20 protein-coding genes and 1 pseudogene are annotated in these 15,344 nt (G+C 47.4%); 9 read left to right on the top strand and 12 right to left on the bottom strand.

Annotated elements, in window-relative coordinates; genetic code table 11:
• A partial coding sequence (locus NDA01_RS28765; protein ID WP_348230717.1) for a TRADD-N-associated membrane domain-containing protein occupies positions 1–263 on the bottom strand: 263 nt, incomplete at its 3' end.
• Positions 264–445: 182 nt separating this feature from the next.
• On the opposite strand from NDA01_RS28765, the gene NDA01_RS28770 reads away from it, so the two are divergent.
• Entirely contained in the window at positions 446–2,128 is a 1,683-nt protein-coding gene (locus NDA01_RS28770; RefSeq protein WP_348230718.1) for a pentapeptide repeat-containing protein, read from the top strand.
• Positions 2,129–2,406: 278 nt separating this feature from the next.
• Here NDA01_RS28770 and NDA01_RS28775 read toward each other — a convergent pair whose 3' ends face one another.
• Positions 2,407–2,589 (bottom strand): hypothetical protein, encoded by a 183-nt coding sequence (locus tag NDA01_RS28775; protein WP_348230719.1) that lies wholly within the window; start codon positions 2,587–2,589, stop codon positions 2,407–2,409.
• A gap of 18 nt (positions 2,590–2,607) precedes the next feature.
• Entirely contained in the window at positions 2,608–3,300 is a 693-nt protein-coding gene (locus NDA01_RS28780; RefSeq protein ID WP_348230720.1) for a hypothetical protein, read from the bottom strand.
• 229 nt (positions 3,301–3,529) lie between these two features.
• Here NDA01_RS28780 and NDA01_RS28785 point away from each other — a divergent pair, with 229 nt between their 5' ends.
• Positions 3,530–3,799, top strand: a complete 270-nt coding sequence (locus tag NDA01_RS28785) for a hypothetical protein (protein ID WP_348230721.1) — start codon at positions 3,530–3,532, stop codon at positions 3,797–3,799.
• A gap of 229 nt (positions 3,800–4,028) precedes the next feature.
• Here NDA01_RS28785 and NDA01_RS28790 read toward each other — a convergent pair whose 3' ends face one another.
• Both NDA01_RS28790 and NDA01_RS28795 read right to left on the bottom strand, forming a co-directional pair.
• Complete coding sequence (locus NDA01_RS28790; RefSeq protein ID WP_348230722.1) at positions 4,029–4,154, bottom strand: hypothetical protein; 126 nt, start codon at positions 4,152–4,154, stop codon at positions 4,029–4,031.
• Between the two features lie 58 nt (positions 4,155–4,212).
• On the bottom strand, positions 4,213–5,049 hold the full coding sequence (locus tag NDA01_RS28795) for a GIY-YIG nuclease family protein (RefSeq protein WP_348230723.1): 837 nt from the start codon (positions 5,047–5,049) through the stop codon (positions 4,213–4,215).
• A 152-nt stretch (positions 5,050–5,201) separates the two neighbouring features.
• Here NDA01_RS28795 and NDA01_RS28800 point away from each other — a divergent pair, with 152 nt between their 5' ends.
• Complete coding sequence (locus tag NDA01_RS28800; protein ID WP_190552686.1) at positions 5,202–5,426, top strand: helix-turn-helix domain-containing protein; 225 nt, start codon at positions 5,202–5,204, stop codon at positions 5,424–5,426.
• Between the two features lie 8 nt (positions 5,427–5,434).
• Positions 5,435–7,465 (top strand): AAA family ATPase, encoded by a 2,031-nt coding sequence (locus tag NDA01_RS28805; protein WP_348230724.1) that lies wholly within the window; start codon positions 5,435–5,437, stop codon positions 7,463–7,465.
• 725 nt (positions 7,466–8,190) lie between these two features.
• Here the strand turns inward: NDA01_RS28805 and NDA01_RS28810 are convergent.
• The 4 genes from NDA01_RS28810 to NDA01_RS28825 form a co-directional block, all read right to left on the bottom strand.
• Positions 8,191–9,582 carry an AbiJ-related protein gene (locus NDA01_RS28810; protein WP_190552688.1) on the bottom strand — a complete coding sequence of 464 codons (1,392 nt, stop codon included), beginning with the start codon at positions 9,580–9,582 and terminating at the stop codon, positions 8,191–8,193.
• A gap of 230 nt (positions 9,583–9,812) precedes the next feature.
• On the bottom strand, positions 9,813–10,868 hold the full coding sequence (locus NDA01_RS28815; RefSeq protein WP_348230725.1) for a hypothetical protein: 1,056 nt from the start codon (positions 10,866–10,868) through the stop codon (positions 9,813–9,815).
• Complete coding sequence (locus tag NDA01_RS28820; RefSeq protein WP_348230726.1) at positions 10,865–11,170, bottom strand: hypothetical protein; 306 nt, start codon at positions 11,168–11,170, stop codon at positions 10,865–10,867. Before NDA01_RS28820 ends, NDA01_RS28815 begins: the two co-directional genes overlap by 4 nt.
• On the bottom strand, positions 11,170–11,637 hold the full coding sequence (locus NDA01_RS28825) for a hypothetical protein (RefSeq protein ID WP_348230727.1): 468 nt from the start codon (positions 11,635–11,637) through the stop codon (positions 11,170–11,172). Before NDA01_RS28825 ends, NDA01_RS28820 begins: the two co-directional genes overlap by 1 nt.
• On the opposite strand from NDA01_RS28825, the gene NDA01_RS28830 reads away from it, so the two are divergent.
• Complete coding sequence (locus tag NDA01_RS28830) at positions 11,636–11,809, top strand: hypothetical protein (protein WP_348230728.1); 174 nt, start codon at positions 11,636–11,638, stop codon at positions 11,807–11,809. The two genes, NDA01_RS28825 and NDA01_RS28830, sit on opposite strands and share 2 nt — an antisense overlap.
• Before the next feature lie 40 nt (positions 11,810–11,849).
• Here the strand turns inward: NDA01_RS28830 and NDA01_RS32120 are convergent, their stop codons facing one another.
• Both NDA01_RS32120 and NDA01_RS28835 read right to left on the bottom strand, forming a co-directional pair.
• Positions 11,850–12,212: a GIY-YIG nuclease family protein gene (locus NDA01_RS32120; RefSeq protein ID WP_431193563.1), complete on the bottom strand. Its 363-nt coding sequence runs from the start codon at positions 12,210–12,212 to the stop codon at positions 11,850–11,852.
• Positions 12,205–12,393, bottom strand: coding sequence for a ribbon-helix-helix domain-containing protein (locus NDA01_RS28835; RefSeq protein WP_348230729.1), 189 nt, complete (start codon positions 12,391–12,393; stop codon positions 12,205–12,207). The genes NDA01_RS32120 and NDA01_RS28835 overlap by 8 nt, the downstream gene beginning before the upstream one ends.
• Before the next feature lie 266 nt (positions 12,394–12,659).
• Here NDA01_RS28835 and NDA01_RS28840 point away from each other — a divergent pair, with 266 nt between their 5' ends.
• The 4 genes from NDA01_RS28840 to NDA01_RS28855 all read left to right on the top strand — a co-directional run bounded on the left by NDA01_RS28840 (position 12,660) and on the right by NDA01_RS28855 (position 14,627).
• Entirely contained in the window at positions 12,660–13,049 is a 390-nt protein-coding gene (locus NDA01_RS28840; RefSeq protein ID WP_348230730.1) for a hypothetical protein, read from the top strand.
• Positions 13,037–13,219, top strand: coding sequence for a hypothetical protein (locus NDA01_RS28845; protein ID WP_348230731.1), 183 nt, complete (start codon positions 13,037–13,039; stop codon positions 13,217–13,219). The genes NDA01_RS28840 and NDA01_RS28845 overlap by 13 nt, the downstream gene beginning before the upstream one ends.
• 371 nt (positions 13,220–13,590) lie before the next feature.
• On the top strand, positions 13,591–13,932 hold the full coding sequence (locus NDA01_RS28850; RefSeq protein ID WP_348230732.1) for a hypothetical protein: 342 nt from the start codon (positions 13,591–13,593) through the stop codon (positions 13,930–13,932).
• Positions 13,932–14,627: a DUF6745 domain-containing protein gene (locus tag NDA01_RS28855; protein WP_348230733.1), complete on the top strand. Its 696-nt coding sequence runs from the start codon at positions 13,932–13,934 to the stop codon at positions 14,625–14,627. The genes NDA01_RS28850 and NDA01_RS28855 overlap by 1 nt, the downstream gene beginning before the upstream one ends.
• Positions 14,628–14,673: 46 nt before the next feature.
• On the opposite strand, the pseudogene NDA01_RS28860 reads toward NDA01_RS28855, so the two are convergent.
• A pseudogene (locus NDA01_RS28860) lies at positions 14,674–15,344 on the bottom strand (hypothetical protein); the annotation flags it as partial.

Consider the following 15,344-nt stretch of genomic DNA (forward strand, 5'->3'; position numbering starts at 1 on the left):
AAAATTTTGTCCAGCCGATCATTCGCATCTTTGGCAAAACGAACACAGCAAGCGCTCGAAACCAATCCACCCGCAGTCGTTACGGTGCCTTCGGAAAACTTGCTAGAGAGCAGAAATCCAAACCCTACTAAACCTACGCAAGCAGAAATTGCAGTGGCAATTAGGGCCAGATTGAAAGAATACTTAGCTTGGCGTAATCGTTCTTGGATAATGGCATCTTCTATTAGAGTCTGATTTTTAGATGAAGGAATAAGGTTGTTCATGCGAGGTATTGAGGGATTTAGGTTTACGCTTTCATGGTCACTCAAAAACCCTCAAAGTCTCTCCAGGCAATGGTTCTGCTAAACCCCTTTTTAGCTTGACGTATGAGCGTTCTCTTTCAATAGTTGCCTGATGTTTTAGTTTTGGTTGGTTTAAGATTACTGATGAAGCAACTTGTTTGACGATGATGCCTCCAGCCAAGCGCAGAAGAGTGACGGTTACGGCCTTGCCTGTAGGCATCGATCGCGCAGAGAAGTCTTTACTAAGGCTGGGATTCGAGTCCAAAAGTAATTTTGCAAAGGCTCAGTTGATAGGCAAGAGCACTGTCGATAAGTTCTTCAATCGACAGCCCATTCAACTTGATACTTTTAAGAGAATTTGTGAGGCATTGAAGATCGAAGACTGGAGGAGTATCGCAGAATTAGAACCCCTTGTGGCTCAATTTGCGTCAGAAGCCCCTGGAAAAGAAGTGGAGTTAGATGTGGTCGAAGCGATCGCGAGTCAGCCTATGACTATGAACCTGACCGCTGCGCGTCACATCACCATTGCTAATCGGGAAAACGGAGAAGTTCAATTCGAGATTGTTTTAAAGGGTGATATCGCCTCTATTGATGATCAAGTTCAAAAGACACTTGAAACGATTTTTAGAAGATTGTCGGGAAGCACAATCACGATTACAGATATTAAGGCAGGCAGCATCAGAATTAAGCTCCAAGGCTCTCCAGAAGATGCCGCAAGGCTGATTGATCGATTGAATTCAGGAGAATTGACAGAGATTGATGGTTTGCCAGTTGAAGATATCCAGATTTTGAGCCAAGGCTTTCTGAAAGCGGTTGAGGAGAATAGCTCTGATAAGAAGTGGTATGTAGTTCAAGAGATTATTAGTCATTCAGCTCCGCAGCGGCAGTTAAGTGATACTGACCTCAGTGAGGCTGACCTCAGAGGGGCTAACCTCAGTGAGGCTGACCTCAGTGGAGCTGACCTCGGTGATGCTGACCTCAGGGGAGCTGACCTCGGTGATGCTGACCTCAGTGATGCTGACCTCGGGGGAGCTAACCTCGGTGATGCTAACCTCAGGGGAGCTAACCTCGGTGATGCTGACCTCAGTGATGCTAACCTCGGGGGAGCTAACCTCAGGGTAGCTAACCTCGGTGATGCTGACCTCAGTGGAGCTAACCTCGGTGATGCTGACCTAAGGGGGGCTGACCTCGGTGATGCTGACCTTAGGGGAGCTGACCTCGGTGATGCTGACCTTAGGGGGGCTGACTTCAGTGATAGCCGTGACCGCGCCCGCGTCAGCGCCCGCGACCTCGACCGCACCCTCGACCGCATCCTCGACCTTGCCATCGCCCACTTTTCCGAGCTCGCCAGTGCCCGCGTTCGCGCCCGTGAACTCGCCCGCCTTTCCGAGCTCGCCCGTGAACTCGCCAGTGCCCGCGCCAGTGCCCGTGAACTCGCCCGTAACCTTGACCTCACCAGTGAACTCGACCGCGCCAGTGAACTCGCCCGTGACCTCATCAGTGAACTCGACCGCGCCAGTGAACTCGCCCGTGACCTCACCAGTGAACTCGACCGCGGCCACCTTTTCTACCGCCTTCTCACCCGCGCCCGTGACCGCGCCCGCCTTTTCGACCTCACCCGTGACCTTGACCTCGCACGCGACCGTGCCCTCGAGCTCACCCCCATCCTCCACCGTGCCCGCACTCGTATCACCAATCGCAAGGCAGCCAACCTAAGTGGAGCGATCGTAGAAAACGCCCGATTTGGTGAAGGTATAGGACTCACCGAAGCCGAAAAACTTGATTTACAACAGCGGGGCGCAATTTTTAACAACTCCACAGGCGATCGCGAATTCACCTTGAGATAACAAGTTCTTACCCAGCCGTCCTGATCGCTTGGATGAGGTGCAGCAGCGATCGCTCTTCACCCAGACCTCCACAAAAAGATGTTTGAACCTTGGACAACTGGCAGGGGTACTCACTTGATTGCGTTCCCCAATTGGGGAAAAGGAAGGGGCGATCGCGCTACCAAGTTTTTGCCCCCTTAGTTGTGCGATCGCCTTAGAGCTAAGGTGCCCTTATGTCCCCATGAAGATCCCTTGAGGTGCCGTTTTTAGTGCCGGTTGGGGTGGTTTTTGTAAGTGGGTTAGGTGCTGGGATCGTCGGTAGAGAGGGCGATCGGATTTTTGAATTGGTTTGAATTGGGCTTTTTGAGCTTTAACGCTGTGCAGGTGGGGTTTAAGTTAAAAGGGGCCAATTCAAAAGTTGAGATGGGGTAGTGAGGAAGGCGAAGGGGCGATCGCGTTCTGCCTACTTTTTCAATCAGCATTAAGAGTTAATTAATTTGTCATGGACTTTCTAGTGCAATCTCAACAAAAAGCTTGCCAATACGAGTTACGCCGCTATCAAAATTAGGTGAAGTAGTAAGGATACTTGGCATAAAGCGAATGTCGATCAAGCCACTAACAATTAAATCTTGGATGACATCATTTGGCAGATTATGTTTTGACTCTGACAAAGAATCGTAAGTAGTGCCGTCGTATTTACCATAGAATTCTGCTAATCCATTAAGGCTTTGTATTTTAACCCTATCGACAGCTAGGGCTAGCTTTTCATAAGTGGGGTAATCAATGCCTCCATCAATGTAGGCCTTAAAGATACGCCCTAGTAGATTTGGCTTCTCCATATCGTCCAGACGCTGAATCCAGAGAATAAGGTTGCTTCCTATGCGCTCTCGGAATTTCGGGTCATTTGCAATTTGTTCGCTAAAGCGCAATCTCTTGTCTGGCGGTACATCTTGCAACTGATGGAGAAATTGTAAAACTTTTTTCAGAAATATGCGGTCTTGAATGGTCCGACCTACTTTAAGGATATTGATCAGACTCCCTAGTATGGGCACATCGTGCACAATTCCCTCTTGCAGAGATTGATCTAGTAAAGCTTCTGCAATATCGCTTGAAATAGCAGTTAAATCTGAGTTGCAAATAGTGTCCATTAATGAATTGACAGGGATTATCTTGTCGTTATTCTCGGCATCCAAAGTGAATTTCTCCTTTTGAAAGTTGTGACCACACAGAGCAAGCCTTATTTTCGGTTAAACCATAATTTTTTTGGGAAAACTACTCGATAACCAAACTAAAGCAATCGTAGTTGTGAAGCCAAAACCCTCGCAGGCAATAAAATACGCCGCTTTTCTTGCCTTGTCAGCAGCTACTATCGCAGTAGCCTACATAGATAGCCGTGATCCGCAGCCAATATGGTGGCAAAGCATGCAAAGTTGGTTACAGATTAACCTTGCCAGCTCAGAGCCTGAAGCTCCAGCTACACCTACTATTACCTCACCACCCCAAGCAAAAACTGTCGAAAGCCTAGAGCAGCTTGATACTCCAGTGGGTTCTTTAGCCGTTACGAAATACCGTGAAGACGAGTGTTTATATGCTAAGGCAACCGCTGCTCATGCTAGCCACTATGGTGGGCTGGAGAATCTAAAGAAGCAATTGAAAGATCGCTATCAAGCCACATGTTTGTTGTGGCATTAGCTCTTCTAGCGCTCCTATCCTGCCATCTGCTTTAGTCAGGCGATCGCTCAGCAGCAGACAAAAAGCCCCAAGACTTCGACTCATCCTCGTTAGTCAGTTGTCCCAATTTGGGACGTGTGGCGCGCTCCTTCACCCCAGACCTAGCCCCAGAAGATGTGCAAATTCTGGACAACTGGCGCGATCGCTTAGCAGTTCACTGAAGTGGCTGGATTCCCCAATTGGGGAAAAGTTAGAGGGGCGATCGCACTGGTGACGCAAAACCTAGCCGAGCTTTGATATTCAGAAAATTTCCGATTTTGAGCTGAGTGGTGGTTAGGGTAGGGCGATCGGGTTTGGTGGCAAGTCGGAGGAGCACAGAGGGGACGGCGACGCTCTATCAGCAACTAACCTACCTTTAACTCATTGCAAGCAATTTAACTCCGGGTCCAAAGTAGTGGAATGAGATCGCGCCCGAAGCAAGATAACCCTGAAGAGTCAGAGGCATATGGATTGCTTTGCATCTGTACCAATACTTGAGCGGGAATAGCTTTCAGTTTAATTCCGGCTAGTTCTCTAACAACTGATACATCTTTCATATCTCGATACTCATCAGTTGGTGTGATGTGCACGATCGCTCCGTTACACCCCATGTACCAATGATTGTTGTAAGAGCGATTTTGACGGGCGTTTGCTCTGTGTGCCCTGCTCCCTGGTCGAAACACCTCTGCATCTATGAGCCGTCCATAAGGCTTGCGCTTAATTTTGAGACTAGTATTTTTGTCTTTAATTTCTTGAATAAAGCTTTTGATCTTGGCCGCTGTTCCCTTCGCTGAGCAATCGGTCCAGTCGTACTTCAGATGAATACTCGGGAGTGTTTCACTTGTTTTAGGCTCAAATCCAAGAATAACGAGCCGTCGAGAGAATGCTTTCAAAAAATCTCTTAAGACCGACTCCGAGGGGATGATGGCAGGCGACTTCACCTCGGTCCCGTTGAATAAAGGCTGAAAGCGTTGAATGAGAATTTTCTCTGCTTCAGCTAAACCTTCTGGATTCCATGCTTTCCAAGCAATTCTGACCGGGCACTTTTTATCTTCTTCTGTTAATTGGTAGACACGGTGATGGTTTCTCCATCGGCTCAGAAGATTGCTGGCTTGCCCGACGTATAAGGGGCGACCTTTAGCATCGATCGCAAAGTAAATAGCTGAGCACGCAGGAAGTTTTTTGAGTTCGCTCAGTGGGACGGAGGGTAGCTCTAGGGGATCAATTAGCACGGTTCTATTACTAATTTTGAGCCGACTGCTCAAGGGTGAAACTTGTGAATCTCGCGTGTCTCTGCTGACTGGAGGGAACACAAGCTATAACAGAAGTTATATTGCCCGTTCCGTAGCTTAAACTCTCGGTTCCACTGCCCAGGTCTAGTCCCATGCTCACAGCCGAACAACCCCAAATCGGTCACATCATCCGTGAATTGAGGCAGCAGCTGAAGCTGTCTCAGGAAAAATTTGCAGCCAAGCTGGGTGTATCTTTCCAGACCGTGAACCGTTGGGAGAATAACCGGACTCAACCGTCACCAATGGCCTTGCAGCTAATTGAAGGGATGCTCAAGGAACAAGGCGATCGCTCTACCGATTCAAGAAAACACGGTTGATGTAGAGTATGCAATTACAAGAATTTACAGTTAAGAATTTCCGCTCAATCAATGATAGCGGTCCCATAGGCGTATCACAGGTAACAGCGCTACTTGGTCGCAATGAGAGTGGTAAGTCGAATTTACTGCTTGCTCTGAAAAGCTTAAATCCTGCCCAAGGTTTTGAGGAGCTAAAACCAATTAAGGATTTCCCTCGTGATCGACGATTAGAAGAATGTAACGGTGAAACAGAAGTCGTATCCACACTCTGGAAGTTAACCGAAAAAGAGAAACGCGAGCTAACAGAAATTTTGCCTCGTGCAAAAGATGTGACGATGGTAAGAATTGGTAGATATTATGAAAAGCAGCGCTGGGTAGTACTTGAAGGCTTGGAACCGCTTACATTTGATAGAAATACGATCCAAGGGGGAATTCGAAAGATTGTACCAGCAGTTAAAGCCTCAGCAGCTCAACTTGAAGAGCCCCATAAGTCACAACTTGAAGAAGCTACTACTCAGTTTGAAAAAAATATTTCTTTTACAACCGATCAAATAACTTGGTCAAAAAAAGCTATTTCTGCTCTCGAGGGACTCCGAATAGCTCTTGTTACAGCTAAGGTTGAGCTTTCTGAAAATCAAGATAAACATATTATTAGCTTAGAAGAGCTTGCAGATTCAATTTCGGGTGACAAAGAAGCTCAACAGGAAGCGCGAGAATGGGTAGTATCAAGGATGCCTAAGTTTATTTACCTTGATGAATATCCTGAGCTGAATGGACATCAGAATATTGCTGACTATTTGAGTAAAAAAGGTAATTCATCTTTAACACCAGCAGATCAAAACTTTGAGAAACTTTGCAAAGTAGCAGGTCTTCAGCCTAGCGATTTGCAGGACCTTTTTAGAAGAAATGAGCATGAAAAACGAAACCAACTCGCGAACCGTGCAAGCGCCTTGGTTACTAAAGAAATAAAGCGTTTATGGAAGGATAGACCTCTTAAGGTTCGATTCAATCTTGATGCTGACCATCTAAGTACTTTTATTTCAGATCCCAACGCAACCTTTGACGTGGAAGTGAACCTCAATGAGCGTAGTCGCGGATTTAAGTGGTTCTTTTCTTTCTACATCACCTTCTCAGCTGATACAGACGGGGGTGAAGCTGCAAATGCAATTCTCCTTCTTGATGAACCTGGTCTATATCTTCATGCAAAATCCCAATCCGATCTGCTTAGACACCTTGAAACAGACTTTCAAAATCAAGTTATCTACACCACACATTCGCCGTTCATGGTGTCTACACATAAACTTGATTCCGTTCGTACGGTAAATATTACTGAGGAGACGGGCACAACAGTATCCAACGACCCAACTGGTGATACACACACTCTCTTTCCTCTCCAAGCAGCCCTTGGCTATGATCTTGCACAAAGCCTATTCATAGGACCCAATAATCTTGTCGTCGAAGGCGTGACTGATTATTGGATAATTTCAGCAATTTCTGAATATCTTGGGGACTTAGGTCGAATATCACTGCACAAGGGATTGACCCTTACACCTGCTGGTGGTGCACAAAAGGTGACATATATGGTTGCTCTTTTAACCTCAGAGCGATTGAATGTACTTGTACTTCTCGACGAGGAAAAAGATGTAAAAAACACCAAGAATGAACTGGTCAAAGCAAAGCTTATTCGTGAGAAGAATGTCATTTTTGTGTCTGAGGCGTTTAATCCAACTCCACCAAACGAAGCAGATATAGAAGATTTGCTAGATCCCGCCGTTTATGAGTCCTTAGTGCGTGAAAGCTACGCAAAAGAACTTCAGGGTAAAACCCTTAAATTGAATGGGAATATTCCACGAATCGCGAAGCGTACAGAAGCAGCCCTTCAGGATTTAGGAATTACATTTTACAAGACCCGTCCAACGCGCCTTCTTCTAAACAAAATGGTCTCTGAGCCAGACACTATCGTTACAGACGATACGTTACAAAGATTCGAAACTATCTTTAATGCAATTAATAGGCAACTGGAAAGCCATATTACTCGTGATGATGAGCCTTTCTACTAATTTTTGATGATGGTTATTCCAGTGATTTTAGTTGCTATGTTGAACCAAGACTTTCCTGATAAAGCCGTTAAACAATGTTGTAGTTACCAAAGCTAGACCAATTATTAAGCCAGCATCTGCCTTAATCGCGCTGTAGGAAAAGCAGCAGCCAAGAAACCCCAAGACTCCCACTCATCCTCATTAGTCAGTTGTCCCAATTTGGGACGTGTGGCGATCGCTTCTTCACCCCAGACCTAGGCCAAGAAGATGCCCGAATTCTGGACAACTGGCAGCGATGAGCAGCAGTTCAGTGATGAGGTTGCGTTCCCCAATTGGGGAAAAGCTAGAGAGACTGGAGGGGCGATCGCAGTGGTGAAGTGAAAGCAGGTGATCGATCCGTGACGCAGAACCTAGGCCAAGCTCTGAGATTCAGAAAATTTCTGATTTTGAGCTGAGTGTTTGGTAGGGCGATCGCTCATTCTGTATTTGAGGGACGAGCGCTCCTGCTGAAGCGCCAGAAGCAATTGCAGAGAGGATCACCGCAATAGAGGTAATCAATTCGTATAAGGCCAATATTGGACCGATCGAGATACAAAGGGTGAGCTTTGCTTCACTGAAAGAACTGAAGATTTCTACTGTGATTTTGAAACTGCTGTCATGGGAAGTTACGAAAGAATAAACTAAAAAGACTTTTATTCCTGTTTGAGGCTTGCCAGAAAAGTTTTCAGTTTCAAGCGTTAAGCAATCTAATTTTCTAAATCTGGACGAATCCCATGACGGGTAAATAAGTCCTCAAAGAACGCGGCAATGGTTTCATTTGCGCTCTCTGGATTTACAAATTCTGCGCCCCCAAAGCGATATACCTCATATCCAAGGGCTCTAATGCGTCGATCTTCTGCAACCATCTCCGCATAGCGCTGTGGTGAAGCACGGCCACCTTGAACTGAGTAGTGTTGAACACCATCAATTTCAATAACGATTCGAACAGCGTTGCGAAGAAGCATTAGAAAATCCATGCGCTGACGGGCAAGCACAGGCTCACCACGTTCACTCCGGCTTCGCGGATCATAGTGAAGATAAACTTGTGGTAATAGAGCTGGTAAGCGATCGCCAAACCTGTGCTTGAATTCTCTGAAATAGGTAGCAAATAGAAGGCGTTCGGGTTCCGATTGGAGCGAAGCTTGGAGGCGTTTTCCTAGCTGGCTTCTTAGGTCTGCATCATCACTATTTTCAGCTTTTGTCCTCCACCATTGCACGAGCATTTGCCATGTTAGATCGCTATTAGGAGGAGGTTGGTCATATACTAAGCACTGCTCAGCGTATCGAACAACACGAATATCCATATTTAGGACATCATCGATTACGATGTCAGGCTTTGGTCCAGTAGATGCAAAAATAATGTACTTAGGAAGCCCAGTAACTCCTGCGCTGCTTCTACCGACTTTGTACACAGGCAATCCCCCTTGTACACCATTCTCGTGAAGCTCAAAACCTTCCCGTTGCAGTATTACATTGAACTGCGTGACGAGTTGCTTTTGAATATCAGCTGATTGAACTTCAGGATGAACTAGACGTTCAATCACTTGAGAAAATCGTTGGTCTGGCCAATTTTCGAGCCCAATCTGACGTAAATAATCTAAGACTGTGATCCGTGAAGGCGGAAATTGTCCTTCAGACAGGTAGCCATCATTCCCCGGATTGACAGAAGTGAAGTAAGAGTTGCTTGCTTCAGTAGGGAGAATGGGAGCAAAGAACTCTCTTAAAGAGAATCTTCCCCAGAAGCGAACACCTTCTAGGCTCTCTGAAATTTGATAGCGAGTGACCTTAGAAATTCGTTGAATGCCTTTGCTCTCTATCCACCAAAGAGCATCTTGAATACTTTGGACATCAGATGCCTGAGGCTTTTTACGCTCACCAGGATAAGCGTTCATCATTTGTTTTGCTGCACAGATGAGGATTTGATCACTCGCTGTCGCTGTTACCTTGCGTAAGTACTTGTATTTACCTAGTGACTCTGTTTCTATATCAGGTAGCCCAAGCGCCTCTCGGACCTGATGAAGGGTTTCTCCAGTTTCTAGATCCGCGATAACTTTAGCAATTATTTCTCGCAGACTCTCAAGTGCCTCGCGTACATCCATGATTGACGTTAGTGCTCCGCAATTTCTATTTAAAGAACTTTATAAGTGATGGTCGCGTGACTCCAAGATAGAGTACTTAGCAGAGCAATTTTTCTGGATAGTACCCCTTCCAAAGAAGTTACCCTGCTAGCAATCTGCCTCTCACTGAAGTTAAAGGCTTAACAGAAAAGAGAAGTTGCTTTCTTAGGCTTCAAGGACTTGGTTGATCTATAACCTCCACTTAAATCCATCTAAACCAGCATCTGCCTTAAACGTGCGATCGGAAATGCAGCCGCTAAGAAACCCCAAGGCTCCCACTCGTCGTCATTGGTCAGAATGTATTGCTCTCCTTCAATCAATTGGCTAGCTGTAACCAGCCTCAGCCTATGAGCTAAGTCGAACCATTCTTTGAAGCCTGGTTCTGCTGCTTTAACTGCTTTGGGGTGTTCACTGGCTCCCAGTTTCCAGCACTGACCGATCGCATCCCTGAGCAAGCCGATCGGATTCCTCACTTCATGCCTGTCTCGATACTCAATGGCAGCAGCCAAAGCATCACTCACCACTTCAAGCGGGGCTGCTAAAACTTCAGCCTTCAAAGGCGAGGTGAGCGGAAATCCGGCTTGTGCAATTTTTTCAAAAGTTGCGGCTTGAGCAGCGGCGGAAGAGTCGTCCTCTACAACCTGTTCCGCTTCTAGCCCAGACGCTTTTAGAACAGGTTGAGGCTTAACAGGAAGGGGTGCGCTTACTGGCTTGGAATCTTCAGATCCTTCTACCCCTACAACAACAGGGAGGGTGGGTGGCTCCGTTGTTGTGGTGTCTATTGAGGTGTCTAAAGTGGAATCTATTTCTATATGATCACCACTCGTTTGGGAGTTGATGACCTCTGAACTTGGAGATGACCTCCTAGAATCAAGGTCATCATCTCCTAGATTTGTGAAATGAGACGGAGCAAGGGTTTTAGCCTGTTTCTGGGCTAAGGCTTGTTCAATGGCCTCCCGGTTGAGTTGGTACTGGTAGGCGCGATCGTATTTCGCTTTTGGGTTGTTGCGCCGCTTGAGCAGGTGCAGTTTGTTCGTTAGCTTAGCTAGAGCTTGGCGGATGGTTTCAATGCTGTACTCCTCAAACAGGTGCTCTCGGATTTGCTCTAGGGTCAGCCTCACCCAATCATCGAGCTTGTGCTTGGCCTTCCACTGCTGCCAACCTTCGATGATGGCGAGGATTTTAGCGGCGCAGTAGTTGCGCTGGGTGATCTGGACGTATTCTTTGCAGAGCTTGAGGTATGTCAGGTTAAGGGTAGCGGTGCTCATTGTGGTTGCACCTCTCGCAGCTTTAGGTCCTGCTCCCATACATCTTCGATCCCAGCGCTCTTGCAACTGTCTGGGTCCACTTCAACTAAATAGGACCAGCCCACCCACTCCAAGCTGTGAGCAATTTCAGCGGACATGCGAGGGCTCCAGTACTGTAAGCCTCGGATGATACCCCAGTGCACACAGCCGTGGAACCCAGGCCATTGCACTACCTGCCCAAACTGATACTGAGGCACAGGCAACTCTGCGGGGAGGGGGAGCATAGGAATTTCTGATTTCTGATTCTGATGAAGCTTTGGCATTAGACAGCCTCCCCGATCGCATCGCTGAGGCAGCGATATTCCTTCTGGTCAATATGGCCTTGCTCGTAAAGTGCACCGCATATCAAACTAGTAACGAAGCCAGAGAGCCAGTTGTTAATGAAGTGCATGTCTGCTTCTATCGCTGCTTGGGCGGAGGGGGAGGAAGTGTCATTCCTTATGGATTTGCCTTGCGAGATGAGGACTTCAACGGTAAAGCCTCCTGCTGTTACGACTGGGCAGAGTCGATGAAATTTAACTTTGACGGCTGAGCAAGCAGTATCTGATAATGCCTCATGGAACTCTGCTCCTGGGTTTGTAGTTGCAAGCCCTACTCCCCGCCAGACAGAAAAGCAGAGCAACTTGACTTTGCTTAAGATTTCAGTAGCACAGTCATGATTGAGTTGCACTAAGTGACTGTCTCGTGCAGATTCAGACCCTACTAACACGGAGTCGGATAGGATATTCATGGCTTCACCTTGGTTAATAGCTGGAGGTGGAGTACAGAGGCGATCGCAAAGTTTCCTAGGCCGAGCGATCGCTTCAAGCTTTCAATCTAAATGCATTCACTTCATGCGAAACCAAATCAACCAATTTAGTAAGCGGGGAATTTGGGAAGCTGAAACAGGGGTTGTTGGGTAAGAGGGTAATTGGGTTACTGGGTTGAGCATCAAGCCAGAAGCTAGAAGCAGAGTTCTGAGTTTTTTGGGTTCAACGCCTTCTTTATTTGTCCAAACTGAATTGTTGTTCCATAGAAATGCCTGCTTCCACCGCTATTGACATTGAGGGTAGGCTTTAGCTTCTGAATCCAGAACCGCTCGGTGTCATTGAACTCTTCTGTTAGCCTGCACTTTTGCAGCACTTCTATGGTGAAGCAGTCTTTTGGATGTCTACTTCGCAGCTCTCGGAATTTTCTATTAGGTGTACAGGATAGTATTTCTCGAAACCTCACCCCGATATTGTTCGATGCTCCTACATAGGTATCGCCTGTTGCTTGGCATGTAATTTTATAAACGCCTGCAACTCGAAAGGGGCTTTTAAGCATCGATCTCGCCCTCTCTCTCAGCCCTGTCAACTTCTTCCTTGACCAATGTTTCCAGAAGATTGCTAACTGAGCGATTACGCTTTGCAGCAAGTTTTTCTAATTTTGCTTTAAGTGTCTCGTTCAAATAGACGACTACACGCGGGTTCTTGGTCGGCACTGGCTTTTCTAGAGCTACTGCCATGATTTTTGCACTCCATATTTACCTTGTCGATATAGTAAGCATACTTTACTGACAGAGTATTGACAAGGTGTGCACACCAAACTAATATTTAAGGTATGGAAGCACAAGCGAGCAAAGTAAAGTCTTGCCCTTGGTATGTAACTTAGCTGAAGTACTGAGGAAGCTGAAATAGCCACAAACACAAAGAGAGAGCGATCGCCACAGTCGCCAAACCAAGCAATCGCCCTCCCTCAAGTCCAACCCTTAAGTTAAAGGTCTTAACCACTATGGTATATGCACCCGATCGCGTCGAGTCAATCGCGCCTGTTTTTGCTGAAGAAGAACGTGGTTCTGGGCACATCCAAGCAACAGCTCAACTAGAACTTGAAACCTATTTAGAGGATCAAGTTCGTTCTATTGCTCCAGCACGCATCGACAGCCTCTCCTTAGTAGATGGCTACACCTATCTGTCGGTGATAGATCAAGACCGTCCACTCACGAAACAGCCCATCCGGTTGATCATCCAACTCGAAGATTGTCAAGGTAATGAACGACTCGTGGATCTAGTAACTAACAACGATCGCTTTGCCTTCATTACTCGCATCATCCGCAACCACTTTGATGCTTGCTGGAAAATCAATGAAACCTGGAGTCCTGAGGATGGTTGCCCGTTCTAATTAGTTACAAAAAAGCGATCGCTCCTCCATCCACCCAGCGGGGCGATCGCTCTACTACTGAAATTCTTGCTCACGTTACAGCGAACCCCAATGGCACTTCATCTGTACCGCTACGCGATCGTCCCAGCTTCTCAGCTTCATCATTTATGACCTTGGAAGAGCAGTGTTAAGTCGTGATTGCCTTTGTCCGACTCATTGTTCTGTGGCTCTGTGACATCGGTGAACCGCAACAAGCCTAGTCCAGATACATAGTCCCCTGCAGAAACATTCAACCCTGAACTTACAAGACTCACTCCCGTTGAACTAATTGATTGCTTCCTCAACTCATTCTTTAGCGATTGATTAGCTCCAAATGATTTGGGGGTATCGGCTAAGATTGAAACATCATTTTTCTCCTGTTCGCTGCATCACTAGTGCATCTTGCAGTTCATAACTGAGAGATGGGAAACCTCCCCGTCAAGCAGCGACTAGTCGTTGAACTACGCATCACTCACCCATACTCATTCACAAGTTTGGCTCTCAACTGACCCATCACCCCAAAATGCTGCATAACCACAACAGCCCTCATGCGAATCAAATCGGTGTTTTGTATAGACACGGTGATGTGTTAATCAGGCGAATTGCTAGCTTACCGATTGGGACCCAAAAGCGGGAAGGAGCGGCTCTAGCAGAGGGTGAACTGACGGGACACAGCCATCGCCTACAAGAGGCCAATGCCGTTCAGTTATGGGTGCAGGGTCATCATCTGTTTCTGGAAGTTAAGGAATCCAATGCCACTTTGGTTCATGAAGAGCATCAGGCCATTGAACTACCTCAAGGGGTTTATCGAGTTTGGCGACAGCGGGAATACCGACCTGATGCTTATGTAGAGGTCATGGACTAATGCGCTATCTGCTGTCAAACGGGCGGGTGCCGAGAAAATCAGCCAAGCCAAGCCTCAGCCCCAATGAACCGGTATCGAGCGATCGCGCTCGCAAGCTAATTTTGGAGCATCGAGCTGGGGATGGCCTCAAGGTTCTGGGACCTCTAGATTTGCGTGGAGAACCCAGCCTCTACTCACTGCCTGAGAATTTAACTTGTGAGAGCTTGGATATCAGTGATTGTGTCAACCTCACAACGCTCCCTTCAGGGCTGCATGTAACTCATTGGATTGAGTTGGCGGGAAGTGGGATCACTCGCTTACCCAAAGGACATGGTTTTGTTTTACGCTGGCGTGGCGTGCAGGTCAGCGATCGCCTTGCCTTTGAGCCACAGTTGATGACAGGGCAAGATATCCTCAACACCGAGAATGCTGAGTTACGTCGGGTGCTGATTGAGCGATTGGGATATGAGCGGTTTTTACAGCAAGTGGGAGGGGTGATCCGCGATGCTGACACAGATACCGGAGGCGATCGCCAACTCATCTGCGTCGCTTTTGAAGATGACGAACCGCTCATGGTCTTAAGGGTCACTTGTCCTTCTACAGGGCACATTCATATCCTGCGCGTTCCGCCTGATATGCGGAGCTGCCATCAAGCCGCCGCTTGGATTGCAGGCTTTGATAATCCAGACGACTACCAGCCGTTGATTGAGGCTTAACTGCGGCTCAATTAACGGCTGGTAGGTGATGCACAGCAGCACCAATCTAGGAAGCTAGAGCTGGTTGCACAAACCGCTTGATTTCCCCACAGGCGATATAGGACTTGCCATCAGGTGCTGTCTTCACCTCATCCACGACATACAGCATCCCCTCCTCCCGGATGGAGCGAGGGAAGCGCATATTCCAATCTGGTTCATAGGCATCGGAGACCACTCTAGCGCGGAGTTTACTGCCCTCTTTGACACATTGCACTAGCACACCATTGCCGACCGCATCGGTGGTGGAGAGATCCGCTGCACTTGCAGGCCCAGTCGAAGCTTTACCTGTACTTGCAGGTCTGGAGGAGCGAGCCGCCACAAAGATATCCACTTCACCCGGTTTAGTGAAGCGAGTGATGTCACCTTTGACTCGATAAAAGCTGAGATCGCTGGATAGTTCTAGTCCTTCGACGACATAACGCGCTCCCTCAGCCCGAATAGCTCGAGGAAACTGAATATTCTTGGTCCCGTCGTAGCCTTCAGATATGACTTTGACTCGCAGCTTACCGCCTTCGCGAACGCAGTGCAGTTCCACACCAAAACCCACTTCGCTGACGGTGGGCATGGCGTATACTTCCTCACCTGCGGTGACTCCACGGCCTGCAAGATCACTGCGGTTACGGCTCATCGTCTGATAAGTCTGATCCCGTAATTCCTTACGCCCAGCGTTACCTAAAG

This window comes from Trichocoleus desertorum AS-A10, assembly GCF_039962155.1.
Classification (GTDB): Bacteria; Cyanobacteriota; Cyanobacteriia; order FACHB-46; family FACHB-46; genus Trichocoleus.